Source organism: Clostridium sp. 1001283B150225_161107_B6 (assembly GCF_015556325.1).
Lineage (GTDB): Bacteria > Bacillota > Clostridia > Lachnospirales > Lachnospiraceae > Enterocloster.
In genome coordinates this window covers 1-14,006 of the sequence record NZ_JADNMD010000008.1, presented here as the reverse complement: position 1 = coordinate 14,006, position 14,006 = coordinate 1, and the positions used below count along the sequence as shown (strand labels likewise).

The following is a 14,006-nucleotide window of genomic DNA, read 5'->3' as shown; positions in this document are numbered from 1 at the left end:
TAATTAAACCGATTGTGTACATGAAATGACAGTCCATTTGGCGGGCTTTGTTTTTGTGTACCCCGGAATCCATGACAGATGAATCATATGGTATCCTTTGGAACCTATGCGACATTGCCTGCAGTGGATGTCCGTAGGTTTTTTTGTCTTCCATTTTTTATGTTCGCGGTACATCCATTATGTTTCAGACGCGCTCCCATAAGGAGCATACATGAACAGGAAAACAGAGAGGAATCAGACAATACAATGAACAGGACATTTGAATCATATAAGACAGTTGCATTTGATATCATAAGAGAACAGCTGGCAGACCTTGCCAATTCAGCGGAGGCCAGGGAAATGGCCAGAGGGCTGGCGCCCTTTATGGAGGAAGGGGAACTGCGAAGAAGCATGAGGGACACCACCCAGGCCAGGCAGATGCTTGAACTGGCAGGCACCCCGCCCATGCCGGCCATGGAACACACAGCGGGGCTGGTAGCCCGGTCTGTCCGCGGCGAGCTGCTTACGCCGGAGGAAATGGAGGAAATCGGCATGTTCCTGGCTGCAGTCATGCGGGTCAGGTCCTATCTGGACAAGGGAATATCCTATGGAATTCCACTGTCCTATTACGGGGAAAACCTCAGGCTTATGCCGGAACTAAAGGAAGAGATAGAGGGAGCCATCCGTCACGGCAGGGTGGACGACCGTGCGTCAGGTACGCTGCGGGATATCCGCCGGGAGCTTTTGCTCCTGGAAGAGAAAATCAAGGATAAGGCGGAGGCTCTTTTAAAATCACAGAAAAAGTATATGGCGGAAGCCTTTCTGGTCACCAGGAACGGCAGACTGTGCCTGCCGGTTAAAAAGGAGTATAAATCCAAAATACCGGGCAGCGCCATAGACAGGTCCTCCAGCGGCTCTACGGTATTCATAGAGCCGGAGGCCATAGCCAGGATGCAGGATGAGATAGAGGGCCTCAGGATAGAGGAGGACTGCGAGGAAAGGCGCATCCTGTACACGCTTATGGATAAGATTGCAATGGAGGAGGAAGGGTTTAAGGAAAATTTGGCCCTGCTGGCCAAGCTGGATTTTGTGTTTGCCAAAGGAAAGCTCAGTGCACAGATGGATGCCAGGGAACCGGCTGTCAACACGGAGGGAATCATATGCCTTAAGGAAGCCAGACACCCCCTTCTGCCGGAGGATACCAATGTGCCCCTGGATTTTAAGCTGGGAGGGGATAAGCGGGGTATGGTAATCACAGGACCTAATACAGGGGGAAAGACCGTTGCCATCAAGACCGTGGGACTGTTCGTGCTCATGGCCTGCTCCGGACTGCATCTACCCTGCCGGGAGGCGGACATAGCCATGCGCAACCTGGTATTATGCGATATCGGTGATGGTCAGGATATACTGGATAACCTGTCTACATTTTCAGCCCATATCACCAATGTGCTGGAGATACTGAAGCGGGCCACCAGGGAAAGTCTGGTTATACTGGATGAACTGGGGTCAGGCACTGACCCGGCCGAGGGCATGGGTATTGCCATTGCCATACTGGAGCAGCTGAGGCTTAGGGGATGCCTCTACCTGGTTACCACCCATTACCCGGAGGTTAAGACTTATGCAGGCCGCCACCAGGAGCTCATCAGCGCCAGGATGGCTTTTGACCGTGAGAACCTGAGGCCCCTTTACCGGCTGGAAATAGGAAAGACCGGGGACAGCTGCGCCCTCTATATTGCGAAGCGCCTGGGCATGCCGGAAGATATGATTCAAACAGCGGCATCGGAGGCGTACGGAGACAGGGCGGTCCGGGAACAGCATTGCGGGAGGCAGCCGGGAGGACTGGAGCGGATTCCGGTTCCCTGTATTGTCCCCATAAGGAAAAAAACAGTTTCCGCAAATCCGGAACAAGCGTATGGGAGAGGGGACAGCGTGGAGGTCCTTCCAAAGGGGGAGATTGGCATTGTGGTGAAACCGGCTGACCGGACGGGAAATGTTCTGGTCCAGGTAAAGAAGGAAAAACGCCTGGTAAACCAGAAACGTCTGAAGCTAAAGGTAAAGGCTGGGGAGCTGTATCCTGAGGATTACGATTTTTCCATTGTGTTTGACAGTGTGGAGAACCGTAAGGCCAGGCATCAGATGGAACGGAAATATATGGGGGATGCTGAGGTCCGGGCAGAAGAATAGCCCCCCTTACGACCCGACAGAGGATGACGCCCTAAACTCAGTGGGCGTCATCCTTTTATATTTCTTAAAGCACCTGCTGAAGTAATTCAAATCCCCAAAACCCACGTAAAAGGCAATGTTCTGGATGGACATTCCGGAAAAGGAGAGAAGTCCGGCAGCCTTTTCCACCCTGGCCTTTGTGATAAAGTTGGAAATGGAATCCCCTGTCTCCTGGTTAAACAGCCGGGAGAGATAGGAGGGGCTTACGCGGATGCCCTTTGCAATCCTTGCAAGGGTGAGCTGGTCGGCTAAGTGGATGCGGATGTAGGTGATGGCCTTGCGGACCAGGGGAGAATACTGGTCCAGCCGATTTGTCTGGACAAAGCGGCAGTAGGCGCTTATCATCTGGGATTTGCATTCCTCGGCTTCCCTTAAGCTGTTGGAGTTTTCAATGAGCATGGCAAAGTTGGAGGAGATGATGTCCAGATACACGGGATGGATGCCGGTGGTTTCTGCGCTTTTGCGGAGCATGGTATTCAGGGAGAAACCCAGGTTCTTTGCAGTGCGGAGGGGGTCCTCAGTTCGGACAATGGCCCGGCTTTCCTGGGAGAACTGTCTGTAATACTTAAGGGCCAGGTCCTGGCTGCCCTGTGCAACCTCCTGCAGGAGCAGCTTTTCGTAGTAATACCGGTGTTCCAGAAGCTCTATGGAAGCCTCATCCACACCCTCTTCCGACAGGCCGGAACTCTCCTGGGTATAATGCCGCTGCGATTCATAGTGAAGACAGGGAATTTCCTGGTCCGTTCCGGTAACAACCCGTATGGCGGTGCGGACAACCTCTGTAATCTGGGAATTTCCCACTACGGGCAGGTTAAGGCAGAACTGGCTGAAGGGGACCAGCAGGGACAGATTCTTTCCGTTATTCTGCAGGGTTTGCTCGCAAAAGGCAGTGTCCGCCGGATAGGGCAGATAGGGTCCGGCTATGAAAACCTGCTTTCCCCCGTCGTACAGGAACAGGCTGAAATGAAGGTTTATGAAATCCGTTATATGGTACAGCGCTCCCGGCTGTAAGGACTCTGCCATGGAACCGGTAATGAAAAAAGGAAAGCTGTTCTTGATGAAATCCGGAAAATATTCTTTGATACCGGTTTCCATGGCCTGTACCTGCGCGGGGCACAGGATGACGGGGACCTTTAACATGACTTCGATGAACTGCTTGGATATGAGCGCTTTTTCCTGTTCATCCATATGCCTCTGCTCTTTCATATTTTCCTGTTCCCCCTTTCATTTCTCCTTAAATCCGCTGCACTGCCGCAGCCTTGGTGTGATTTGCACAAAAAATCCAAAAAATATTATCTAAATCACCCAAATAAATATGACAATATAATCCTAATTAATATTATATAATCCTAACCACTTAAAATCAAGTGTGTTAGAATGTTGTTACAAACATAAAGCCGGCAAACAAAATGAAAATGTGTGAATGTAGGGAGATTATAGAAAATGGAGAAGAATAAAAGTGTTGCAAAACAGTACAACAACGCGAAGCTATGGCAGATTGGTTTCTTTTCACTGAATAACTGTGCTACCAATATCGCCATGTTCTTAATGATGCAGTATTCGTATTTTACCCAGAATGTCCTGGGGCTGGCAGCGGCCATTGTGGGCCTGATTGCAACGGGGACCCGTATCTTTGATGCTGTTACGGACCCGCTGGTGGGATTTCTGGTGGACCGGACCAATGGCCGGTTCGGCAAGTTCAGGCCCTATATGCTTGTGGGCAATATCATTATCTGGTGCAGCCTGATAGTGATTTTCAATACGCCGTCCTCCTGGGGAATTTCCAGGAAATACATTTTTACCACTGTATTTTACGTTATCTATATTATAGGATACACCTGCCAGACCGTTGTTACCAAGGCGGGCCAGGCCGTGCTTACCAATAATCCAAAGCAGCGTCCCATATTCGCCGGGTTTGACAGCGTTCTGACCCAGATGGCCAGCGCTCTGGTGCCCATGCTTATCACCACCATTCTGGCTGAAAAATATTCCGTCGGGGAATTTGTGGGGGAGAACGGAAAAGGCCTGGGAATGATTAATCCGGCCATGTGGAAGGAAGCAGTCATCATTTTAGCGGTTATATCCTTTGTATTTACCATCCTTGCCATCATTGGAATCAGCGCAAAGGACCGCCCTGAATTCTTTGGCCAAGCAGGCTCGCAACCCAAGGTAAAGTTCAGGGATTACAAGGATATTGTCATGCACAACCGTCCCATCCAGATGCTGATTATCTCTGCTGCCACAGATAAACTGGGACAGCTCCTTATGAGCGGAACCATGACCTACCTGTTTGCCAACATGCTGCTGAATTCCAAGCTTCAGGGCGTATTTTCAAGTATCCTTATTACACCGCTTGTAGCTATTTCCATTGGCGGGGTGTTTGTATCCAGAAGATTCGGACTTAAGCGCACCTTCCTTGTGGGAACATGGGGGTCCATGATTATGCTGGCCATCATGTTTGTAGTCGGACCTGACCCGGAAGTGCCGGCCATATTCTTAGGGATGTTCCTGGTGCAGAAATGCCTGGCCAGTATGGGAAATTCAGGCATCATCCCCATGATAGCGGACTGTACGGATTATGAGATGTACCGCAGCGGCCGTTTTGTGCCCGGCATGATGGGAACCATGTTCTCCTTTATTGATAAAATCATATCCTCCTTTTCCGCCATGATTCAGGGATTCGCCCTGACAATGGCCGGGGTGGGAAATGTGGTAATCAGGCCCAATGAGCCTGTAAATGCAACCTTCAACATGGCTATTATGGTATGCTTCTGCATCGTGCCGATTCTGGGCCATATCGCTACAATCATAGCCATGCGCTGGTATAAGCTGGATAAGGTGAAAATGGCTGAAATCCAGGAAGAGCTGGAAAACCGGAAGGAAGCACGGACCGGAAAGGGAATATTACAGGACAGCGCAGAGGAAGCAGCTGCCGGAGCAGCAATATAGAACCGGGACAGATTGCGGATGCTGTAAAATCAGCATGAAGGTGAGAAGCAAAAATAAGACTTAAGAAACAGAATCAAAATCAGAAGGGATTGAGACTATGAATAAGGCGTCATCTGACATTCATTTTTATAAAAACCAGAACGGTCCTGTCATCGGAGTTGCCGTAAAGCCGGTAATTGAAAGGGACGGACTGTATTTCAGGGACCTGACAGGAGACGGCAGGCTGACCCCCTATAAGGATTGGCGGAATACGCCTGCTGAGCGGGCAGCCTCCCTGGCGGCAGAGCTGTCTGCCGACGAGAAAATCGGCATGCTGTTTGTCAATTCCTGGAAGATGGGTATCTACCAGGAGGACAGGACAAAGGTAGACGAAAGCGGTCTGCTCAACGAGGAAATTGTGGAACAGGACGAGTCCATATTTAATGTGGAAAAGACCTACGGAACCACTTACACCATAAAGGAAATGGGCATACGGCATTTTATCCTCCGCCAGAATCCAAAGCCAGGAGAACTTGTGGACTGGATTAACCAGCTTAACAGGGTGGCGGAGGAAACCAGCCATGCATTGCCGGTGATGGTGCTCTCCAATTCCAGGAATGAGCACGGGGAAATTGTATTTGGAATGAACGATGCGGCGGGCGTGTTTGCCGCCTGGCCCGGAACCATGGGAATTGCGGCTGCTGTCAGGGGAAACGGACCGGAGCTTATAGACAGCTTTGCTGAATGCATCCGAAAGGAATGGGATGCAACCGGGATGAAAAAAGGATATATGTACATGGCCGACGTCATGACAGACCCCAGGTGGCAGCGGTCCTATGGTACCTTTGGAGAGGATCCGGAGCTTGTATGCGCCATCATGGAGCGGCTGATTCCCGGCATACAGGGCAGCAGCCGGGGCGTGACCAGGGACGGGGTGGCTGTCACCATCAAACACTTCCCCGGAGGAGGCGCACGGGAAAATGGATTTGACCCCCACTATGTCCAGGGACAGTGGAATGTGTACCAGACAGAAGACAGCCTGGGCACATACCACCTGCCTGCCTTCCGCACAGCCATAGACAAAAGGGCTTCTTCCATCATGCCATACTATGCAAAACCATGCGCTGCCAAGAGCAGGCCCCAGTACGGGCCGGACGGGAAGGCCATGGAAATGGAGCCGGTGGGATTTGCATTTAACAGGGCTTTTATCCAGGGACTTTTGCGGGAGCAGATGGGATTTGAGGGATATGTGAACAGCGACTCCGGCATCTCCAACAAGATGGCCTGGGGAGTGGAGGAACTGGATGTGCCTTCCAGAATCGCGCTGGCAGTCAATACCGGGGTGGATATCATCAGCGGATCATTGGATGTGTTTTCCGCCAGGGAGGCGTATGAACGCGGAAGGAACGGGTATTACACGGCCCAGGGCCACCCGGTGCCGGAGGGATACCGGGCCAGGGACCTGGTGCTGACGGATGAAGCCCTTACAAGGGCGGTAACCAGGACCTTAAAGGAGAAGTTTGAGCTGGGCATGTTCGACAACCCATACCGTGACCCCGCAGCAGCGGAGCAGGTGGTTGCCACAAAAAAACACTGGGATGACGCTTACCGGGTGCACCAGCAGTCCGTAGTGCTCTTGAAGAACAAAGAGGGCCTGCTTCCTCTGCATAGAAGGAAGACGGCCGGTAAAAAGATATACGTGGAGTGCTTTGGCTGTGAAGCAGAAGCTGCTGCCAGAGAGACGGATGCAGTCAGGAAATCCTTTGCAGAAAGGTTTCAGGCGGAGCAGGCAGATGATTACAGGGAGGCTGATTTTGCCATTCTGTTTATCCGGCCAAGCTCAGGGGAATATTTCCATTCCACCAAAGGTTATCTGGAGCTGGATATCTGCGAGAACAAGCGGGTGTGCGATGTGGACAGCCAGGGACGCCCGGCGGATTCCTTCCACCGGGAAACCACCCTGCTGGGGGCCGGGAGAATCCGGGAAATATACGAATACCTTCACAGCAGAGGGAAAAAGGTGATATCCAATATTAATTTTACCCTGGCATGGGAGGTGGGAAATGTGGAACCCTATGCGGACGCCCTTCTGGCAGGATTTGACACCTATACGGATGCAACCCTGGATGTCATTATGGGAACATGCGCACCCACCGGCAGGATGCCCATTACCCTCCCGAAAAATGACGATGTCATCCGGGTGGACCGGGACGGCGTATGTATATCCCACAATGATGTGCCTGGGTATGATAAGGACAAATACATGCCGGAATCCATGAAGGATGAAAACGGCAGGGCCTATGCCTACCGGGACAGCGAGGGTAATTACTATGAGCTGGACTTTGGCCTGACGCTGGAATAAGGAATTGGATTTTAGCACATTTGCATAAAAAGACACGGATATATTAGTGCACAATTCGGATTGACATAAATCCTGGTTTTTGTTTATACTAAATGCGCAACCGAATAAAGAGCGTGTTACTGGTGATGCAGGCATTAACTGACAGAGGACATTGGAGACAGTGTTCTTAACAGTTAATGCCTTTTTTGTGTCCGGACAGCCAGGGTGCGCGATTGGACGAAAAAGACAGGAGACAAGAAAAATGAAAGACAGGATATTTGGTGTTCTTCAGAGGGTGGGACGCAGCTTCATGCTTCCCATTGCAGTGCTGCCGGTGGCGGGCCTGCTGTTAGGTATCGGCAGTTCCTTTACCAATGTCACCACCATACAGACATATGGGCTGGAACGGATTCTGGGTGATGGAACCATGTTAAACGCCCTTCTGGTCATCATGGCCAAAGCGGGAAATGTCATATTTGACAATCTTCCCATTATATTTGCGGTGGGAGTTGCCATCGGCATGGCCAAGGCTGAGAAAGAGGTGGCAGCCCTTTCCGCCATGATTGCATTTTTTGTTATGCATGTATCCATCAATGCTGTGCTGACCATCACGGGAAAGATTTTTCCGGACGGCGCCATTGCTCCCGGTGTTCTGGACGGCACCATTGCTTCCGTGTGCGGCATCCAGACCCTGCAGATGGGTGTGTTCGGGGGAATTATCGTGGGCCTGGGTGTGGCGGCGCTCCACAACCGCTACCATAAGATTGCGCTGCCAAATGCCATTTCATTTTTCGGCGGGTCCCGTTTTGTGCCCATCATATCCACGGTGGTCTATGTGGGCGTGGGAATGGTGATGTACTTTATATGGCCGGTTGTGCAGAACGCCATATTTGCCCTGGGCGGGCTGGTGACAGGGACCGGGTATGCAGGCACTTTGATTTTCGGCATCATCAAGAGGGCGCTGATTCCCTTTGGGCTTCATCATGTATTTTATATGCCTTTCTGGCAGACGGCTGTGGGCGGTACCATGATGGTGGACGGAAGCCTGATTCAGGGCGGCCAGAACATCTTCTTTGCACAGCTGGCTTCGCCGGACGTGGTCCATTTCAGCGCAGACGCCACCCGGTATTTTTCGGGTGAGTTCATCTTCATGATATTCGGCCTTCCCGGCGCAGCCCTGGCCATGTACCGCACAGCAAAACCGGAAAAGAGAAAGGCCGCGGGAGGACTTCTCCTTTCAGCAGCCCTGGCCAGCATGCTGACCGGCATTACGGAGCCCATTGAGTTTTCTTTCCTGTTTGTGGCGCCCATGCTCTTTGCCGTACAGGTGATTCTGGCAGGCAGCGCCTATATGATTGCCCATATACTGAATATTGCAGTGGGACTTACCTTTTCAGGCGGTTTTCTGGATTTACTTATATTCGGCATTCTCCAGGGAAATGCAAAGACCAGCTGGATGCGAATCATACCGGCAGGAATCATATATTTCCTGCTGTACTACTTTATTTTCAGCTTCCTGATTAAGAAGTTTGACTTAAAGACTCCGGGCAGGGAAGATGAGGATGAGGAGACAAAGCTTTACACAAAGGCAGATGTAAATGCCAGGAAATCAGCCGGTGCATCCGGAGCAGCCGGGCAGGCGGATACGGGAAATGGAGCCGGCAAAGCCGGGGACGCCCTCAGCATGGATATTACCCGCGGCCTGGGCGGAAAGAAAAACATTACCTCTGTGGATTGCTGCGCCACCCGTCTCAGATGCTCTGTGGAGGACCCGGTCCTGGTGGATGAGAGACTGTTAAAGGCCACCGGAGCAGTGGGGGTCATTAAAAAGGGACAGGGAGTCCAGGTGATTTACGGGCCTAACGTGACCGTAATAAAGTCCAATCTGGAGCAGTATCTGGCAGATGCGCCGGATGAAGATGGACCCTGTGAGGCTGTAAAGGAAGAGACTGCACATGGCCGGTCCGGTAATAATGGCCGGGAAAGACACATCATCTGCTCGCCCTTTACGGGCAGGGCTGCCTCCATCACGGAAGCGCCGGATGAGGCATTTTCCAGCAAGGCCATGGGAGACGGCTATATGGTCATACCGTCAGACGGCCGGGTGCTGGCGCCGGAGGACGGCCAGGTGCTGTTTGTATTTCCCACAAAGCATGCCATCGGCCTGAAGACGGAGGACGGAATGGAGTACCTTCTGCACATCGGCGTGGATACGGTGAAGCTGGACGGAAAGGGATTTGAGGCCTTTGTGTCGGACGGGCAGAAGGTAAAGAAAGGCCAGAAACTGATGGAATTCGACCTGGAATATGTAAAGGCCAGCGCTGCATCCGAGGCTTGTATGGCCGTATTCACCGGCCTCACCGAAGGCTGTGAGATTCATATGGTTAAGACAGGGGAGGTAGATGCCCTGGATGAAATCGGATGGTATTGATGATTTGGATTGGGATAAGGGAATGGGGATGGTATTCTTTCCGTCCCCTGTGTCAAGAGGGAGTATTAAAGATAGACATAACAAGGCAAAGCGTAAAATTCCGTTCCAAATGTAGATGTTTTTCAGGATATTAGGTATAATGTCCGTATAGGCAGCGGGGGTGCTTTGCACTCCCCACGCTGCGCCAAGGACGGGGAGGGTTTTATGTACCGCATCATCAAAGTATTAAACAACAATGGAATACTTGTTCTGGATGGAGATACCGGCAGGGAACTGATTCTGCTGGGAAACGGCATCGGCTTCGGACACCGGACCGGGGAGCGGTTGGAGCAGGTGAAAGAGGCAAAGCGGTATGAGCTTGTGACCGGAAAGTCCACGGCGCTGCAGCAGGTGAACAGCATTGACCCTGTTTTTATTGAGGCAGCGGGAAACATAATCGAGTCAGCCAGGAAAACACTGGGTGACATCAGTTCAGACATACTGATACCCATGGCGGACCACATCGCCCTGGCAGCAGGCAGGGCCAGGGAGGGGAGAGAACTTCCCAATCCCTTTAACCAGGATATAAAGGCCCTGTTTGACCGGGAATACCAGGCTGCCATGGAAGGCAGGGAAATTATACGGGAAATGACAGGCATCGTCATATCCGAGGACGAGGTGGGATACATTACCCTTCACATCCACGCAGGTTCATCCGAGGAGAACGTGGCCCATTCCATGGATATGGCCAGACTGGTACAGGACAGTATCCACGGCATAGAAAAGAAGATGGGCATAAAGCTGGCCTCTGACTCTCTGGGGTATAACCGCCTGGTGAGCCACCTGCGGTATATGATTGCCCGTATACGGAAAGGTGAGCCGGTGAACCTGGACATGGAAGCCTACGCAAGGGAGACATTTCCCAGGCCCTACCAGGTGGCGGTGGATGTGTGCAGGGATATGGAAAAACGGCTGGGGATGTCCGTGGCCTCCCAGGAGGCAGGCTTTCTGGCTATCCATATCCAGAGGATTAGTACGCGGACGAATGGGGTGCCGCATTCGTGAGAGCCGGGGACGCAGGGCGGGAGGCGACCGTTTCCGCAGTGGGAGAGACTAAGGCCCAAGAGGCAGGAAAAACCAGGGACCGCAAAAATTACGCCGAACTCTTGATGAGTTCGGCTCCATGTTTGCTTTGCTCCGGGCGTGGAGCGCCCTGCGCAACCCCGGCTTTTCCTGCCCCTTGGGCCTAAGTCTCTCCGAACTGCTCCAAAGTCGCCTCCCGCCCTGCGTCCCCGGCTCTCACCCACTACATATTCAAAGCGTCCGCTGTCTCATCCGGGCCAAGTAAGAAAAAATATCTGGCCAGCCGTTAATTCTTCCATACTATTTATTTACTTTGGGGATATAAATGATGCAGATGCAAAGACATGCTGCGGGTGAGTGGAACGGGGGTGGGAGAGGCGGATGCATCTACAGGAGCGTTGGTATCACTTAGGCCGTGGGAAACGGCTTTAAGATTCAGGCGTACCCTTGTCTGAGCTCAGTTTCTCGAGTCAAGGATGAATCTAAGCGCGAGTTGGGTCGCCTGAATCTTGTTTAAAGCCGTTTCCCACGGCCTTAGTGATTCCCGCTCCGCAGCCCGCGTCCGGCTCTCCCGCCCCCGTTCCACTCACGGACGGATGCACCTAATGCTTCTGCAACCTTTAAATTCCTTCCTATCTCAAAAGCGGCAGGTTTCCAGTCAGTTTATTGACCAGCTTTTTTGCGCCGCAGATGCCAACGCCGAAATACTGGAAGCTGTCGCCGTCGGTCCGGGATGCTTTTGATATGAATTCGCCGTAGTCATTGCAGCTCTGCGCCACATTGGAAAAATCCACTACGGTCAGTTCTGAGAAGCATGGTTCGTAAAGCTTAAGTCTCAGCTCTTTTAATTTTTCTTTGCTTGCTTTGAGGATAGGAACCGGAATTGCGATAATACCCAGATGGGACCTTCCGCTCTGGTCGGAGACATCCGGCCCTACTGTTTCGGGTAGCTTTTTTCCAAGGGTGATTCCCATGATTCCGGCTGTATTGGCTATGATGCCGGTGGGCAGCTCCTCATCAATTACCATTACACATTTTTCATTTTGGTGGTCCATATCTTAGATTCTCCTTTGTTTGAGGTTTTCTGTTCGGATAAAAATAATCCGGCCAGGGTCATGATGATTCCCAGTGCAGCCGGTATTGTCACCGGTTCTTTTAATATAAGGGCTGAGGTCAGGGTGGTGATGACCGGCACCATGTAGATGTATACGCTGGTCTTGACAGCGCCCAGTATTTTCACGCCGGTATTCCAGGTTACAAAACACAGCGCAGATGCGCCCAGCCCAAGGAATAACAGATTCAGTAGATTTTTCATATCAGTAAACTGGACCGGTGTCACATGAAAATCCATGACGGTCAGGGCAGGCATCATGAATAGAAGGCCGTAGAAAAAGGTTCTTCTGGTGCTCTGGATGGTACCGTGTCCCAATGCGCTGATTTTTTTTGTGAGAGTGGAGTACACAGCCCATATGATTGCGGCTGCCACGGCCAGCAAATCTCCGGCAGGGTTCAGGGATAAGGCTGCCTCGTTGCCGAAGCTAATGAGGCTGATGCCTGCCATTGCCAGGAGAAATCCGGCAAAGAACCGGAGCCGCGGCCTTTCCCCTCCCAGGAACATCCAGCCCAAGAGGGCTGTAAAGAAAGGCGCAATGGAGATGATGACGCCTACGTTGGATGCCAGGGTATAGGTAAGGGCTATATTTTCCAAAAGATAATACATGGTAACGCCGCAGAAACCAGCTGCGGCATAGAGTCCTTCCTGACGGACAGATGTAAGGCGCAGGGAGCGGGGGCATGCCAGCCACAGCGCCAGATATCCCATGACAAAACGGATGAACAGGATCTCCACAGGGCTGAATGTCCGAAGCAGCACTTTGGTGGATATGAAGGTGGTTCCCCATATGAGGATGGTTACAAATGCAGCTGCATGGCCTGCGGCGGTACGGTTATGATTCATGATATTGCTCCTTTTGTTCCTTATCAGGTTCAGATAAGAATATTTTCTGATACTGTCTGGGGGTAAGCCCGATAAACTCCTTAAAGAAGTTGGTGAAATGGCTCTGGTCTGAGAAACCGGCCATGGCCGCTGCATCCACAGGAGGGATGCCCTGTTCCAGGAATTTCTTTGCCTTGTCCAGCCGGATGGTCTGGAGGTAGCGGTAGGGGGAAACGCCCACCTGCTTAGTGAAAGAGCGCAGCAGATAGGATTTTCCAAAGGTAGTCATGGACAGCAGCTCATCCAGGCTTATATTCTCTGAAAAATGCTCTTCCATGTAGGTGCACAGGTTCTGGATGCGGTCGTCGGGCCTGGATATATCCTCCTCCTTAAACGGGGCCGCATATTCCTGGAGCACCTGCTCCAGAAGAAAGAACAGGGCTTCTTCTTTTTCAAGCCTGGAGGCATGGCGCAGGATGGCGCTGTACAGGGCGGATACGGACTGGGTTATGTCACTGCGGTACACCACATTCTGGGTAAAGCGGGGTATGAATTCCCGGCCGGTGATTTCCTTTACCGCCTGTTCCATGACAGAAGGCTCAATGTTGACGGCGCGGTAATCCAGAGGCTCCCCGTCTATGGGGGCGCAGTAATGGTTGTCCCTGGGATTGAAGAGAATCAAGTCCCCGGCGCTGACATCGTACTCTTTGCTGCGGCACCAAAGATGCCTTTTACCTCCCTCCACAAAGCCTATGACGTAATATTCGTGGAAATGATTGGGGAATTTCTGCACCACCCCGCTCAGATTGTAGGCTTCTATTTTAAGGTCCTTATCATAATAGACCCGGCGCTGTTCCTGCTCCTGTATCATTTGACTGCTCCTTTTAAACTGCTTTTCTGCTATTTTAACATATTGGAAGGGGAAAATCTTGAAAGATATTACACCAGGACAGGATGGATTTTGCTGCTGGATTTTGTTTTCCTGAAAAACATGCATAAAAAAAGATGAACAGCTTCACATGGCTCCATGGTTCTTTCTGGACTTTGGGTATTCCTTATAAAACATTAGCTGGTATCGGTTCGATACCAGCTTGTTTTATAACAAT

At 51.6% G+C, this 14,006-nt stretch carries 9 protein-coding genes; 5 read left to right on the top strand and 4 right to left on the bottom strand.

What is annotated here, in order from left to right; all coding sequences use genetic code 11:
• Positions 1-246: 246 nt before the first annotated feature.
• On the top strand, positions 247-2,163 hold the full coding sequence (locus I2H39_RS17820) for a DNA mismatch repair protein MutS (protein ID WP_138309498.1): 1,917 nt from the start codon (positions 247-249) through the stop codon (positions 2,161-2,163).
• 6 nt (positions 2,164-2,169) lie between these two features.
• On the opposite strand, the gene I2H39_RS17815 is transcribed toward I2H39_RS17820, so the two are convergent.
• Positions 2,170-3,408, bottom strand: coding sequence for a helix-turn-helix domain-containing protein (locus tag I2H39_RS17815; protein WP_227146482.1), 1,239 nt, complete (start codon positions 3,406-3,408; stop codon positions 2,170-2,172).
• A gap of 237 nt (positions 3,409-3,645) precedes the next feature.
• On the opposite strand from I2H39_RS17815, the gene I2H39_RS17810 reads away from it, so the two are divergent.
• The 4 genes from I2H39_RS17810 (at position 3,646) to I2H39_RS17795 (ending at position 10,946) form a co-directional block, all read left to right on the top strand.
• Entirely contained in the window at positions 3,646-5,151 is a 1,506-nt protein-coding gene (locus tag I2H39_RS17810; protein ID WP_195627186.1) for an MFS transporter, read from the top strand.
• Between the two features lie 97 nt (positions 5,152-5,248).
• On the top strand, positions 5,249-7,492 hold the full coding sequence (locus I2H39_RS17805) for a glycoside hydrolase family 3 N-terminal domain-containing protein (RefSeq protein ID WP_195627185.1): 2,244 nt from the start codon (positions 5,249-5,251) through the stop codon (positions 7,490-7,492).
• Between the two features lie 241 nt (positions 7,493-7,733).
• On the top strand, positions 7,734-9,902 hold the full coding sequence (locus I2H39_RS17800; RefSeq protein ID WP_195627184.1) for a PTS transporter subunit IIABC: 2,169 nt from the start codon (positions 7,734-7,736) through the stop codon (positions 9,900-9,902).
• A gap of 204 nt (positions 9,903-10,106) precedes the next feature.
• Positions 10,107-10,946 carry a PRD domain-containing protein gene (locus tag I2H39_RS17795; protein ID WP_195627183.1) on the top strand — a complete coding sequence of 280 codons (840 nt, stop codon included), beginning with the start codon at positions 10,107-10,109 and terminating at the stop codon, positions 10,944-10,946.
• A gap of 650 nt (positions 10,947-11,596) precedes the next feature.
• Here I2H39_RS17795 and I2H39_RS17790 read toward each other — a convergent pair.
• Genes I2H39_RS17790 through I2H39_RS17780 form a run of 3 tightly spaced genes read right to left on the bottom strand, consistent with a single transcriptional unit; the run spans position 11,597 to position 13,771 of the window.
• Entirely contained in the window at positions 11,597-12,019 is a 423-nt protein-coding gene (locus tag I2H39_RS17790) for a DUF2000 domain-containing protein (protein WP_195627182.1), read from the bottom strand.
• Positions 11,992-12,921: a DMT family transporter gene (locus I2H39_RS17785; protein WP_195627181.1), complete on the bottom strand. Its 930-nt coding sequence runs from the start codon at positions 12,919-12,921 to the stop codon at positions 11,992-11,994. The genes I2H39_RS17790 and I2H39_RS17785 overlap by 28 nt, the downstream gene beginning before the upstream one ends.
• Positions 12,911-13,771 carry an AraC family transcriptional regulator gene (locus I2H39_RS17780; protein WP_195627180.1) on the bottom strand — a complete coding sequence of 287 codons (861 nt, stop codon included), beginning with the start codon at positions 13,769-13,771 and terminating at the stop codon, positions 12,911-12,913. Before I2H39_RS17780 ends, I2H39_RS17785 begins: the two co-directional genes overlap by 11 nt.
• Between the last annotated feature and the right edge of the window lie 235 nt (positions 13,772-14,006).

What these genes read in the sequence shown, in the direction of transcription:
- I2H39_RS17800 (WP_195627184.1), top strand. Translation starts at nt 7,734, where the DNA reads ATGAAAGACAGGATATTTGGTGTTCTTCAGAGGGTGGGACGCAGCTTC.
- I2H39_RS17820 (WP_138309498.1), top strand. Translation starts at nt 247, where the DNA reads ATGAACAGGACATTTGAATCATATAAGACAGTTGCATTTGATATCATA.
- I2H39_RS17790 (WP_195627182.1), bottom strand. Translation starts at nt 12,019, where the DNA reads ATGGACCACCAAAATGAAAAATGTGTAATGGTAATTGATGAGGAGCTG.
- I2H39_RS17795 (WP_195627183.1), top strand. Translation starts at nt 10,107, where the DNA reads ATGTACCGCATCATCAAAGTATTAAACAACAATGGAATACTTGTTCTG.
- I2H39_RS17805 (WP_195627185.1), top strand. Translation starts at nt 5,249, where the DNA reads ATGAATAAGGCGTCATCTGACATTCATTTTTATAAAAACCAGAACGGT.
- I2H39_RS17810 (WP_195627186.1), top strand. Translation starts at nt 3,646, where the DNA reads ATGGAGAAGAATAAAAGTGTTGCAAAACAGTACAACAACGCGAAGCTA.
- I2H39_RS17785 (WP_195627181.1), bottom strand. Translation starts at nt 12,921, where the DNA reads ATGAATCATAACCGTACCGCCGCAGGCCATGCAGCTGCATTTGTAACC.
- I2H39_RS17780 (WP_195627180.1), bottom strand. Translation starts at nt 13,771, where the DNA reads ATGATACAGGAGCAGGAACAGCGCCGGGTCTATTATGATAAGGACCTT.
- I2H39_RS17815 (WP_227146482.1), bottom strand. Translation starts at nt 3,408, where the DNA reads ATGAAAGAGCAGAGGCATATGGATGAACAGGAAAAAGCGCTCATATCC.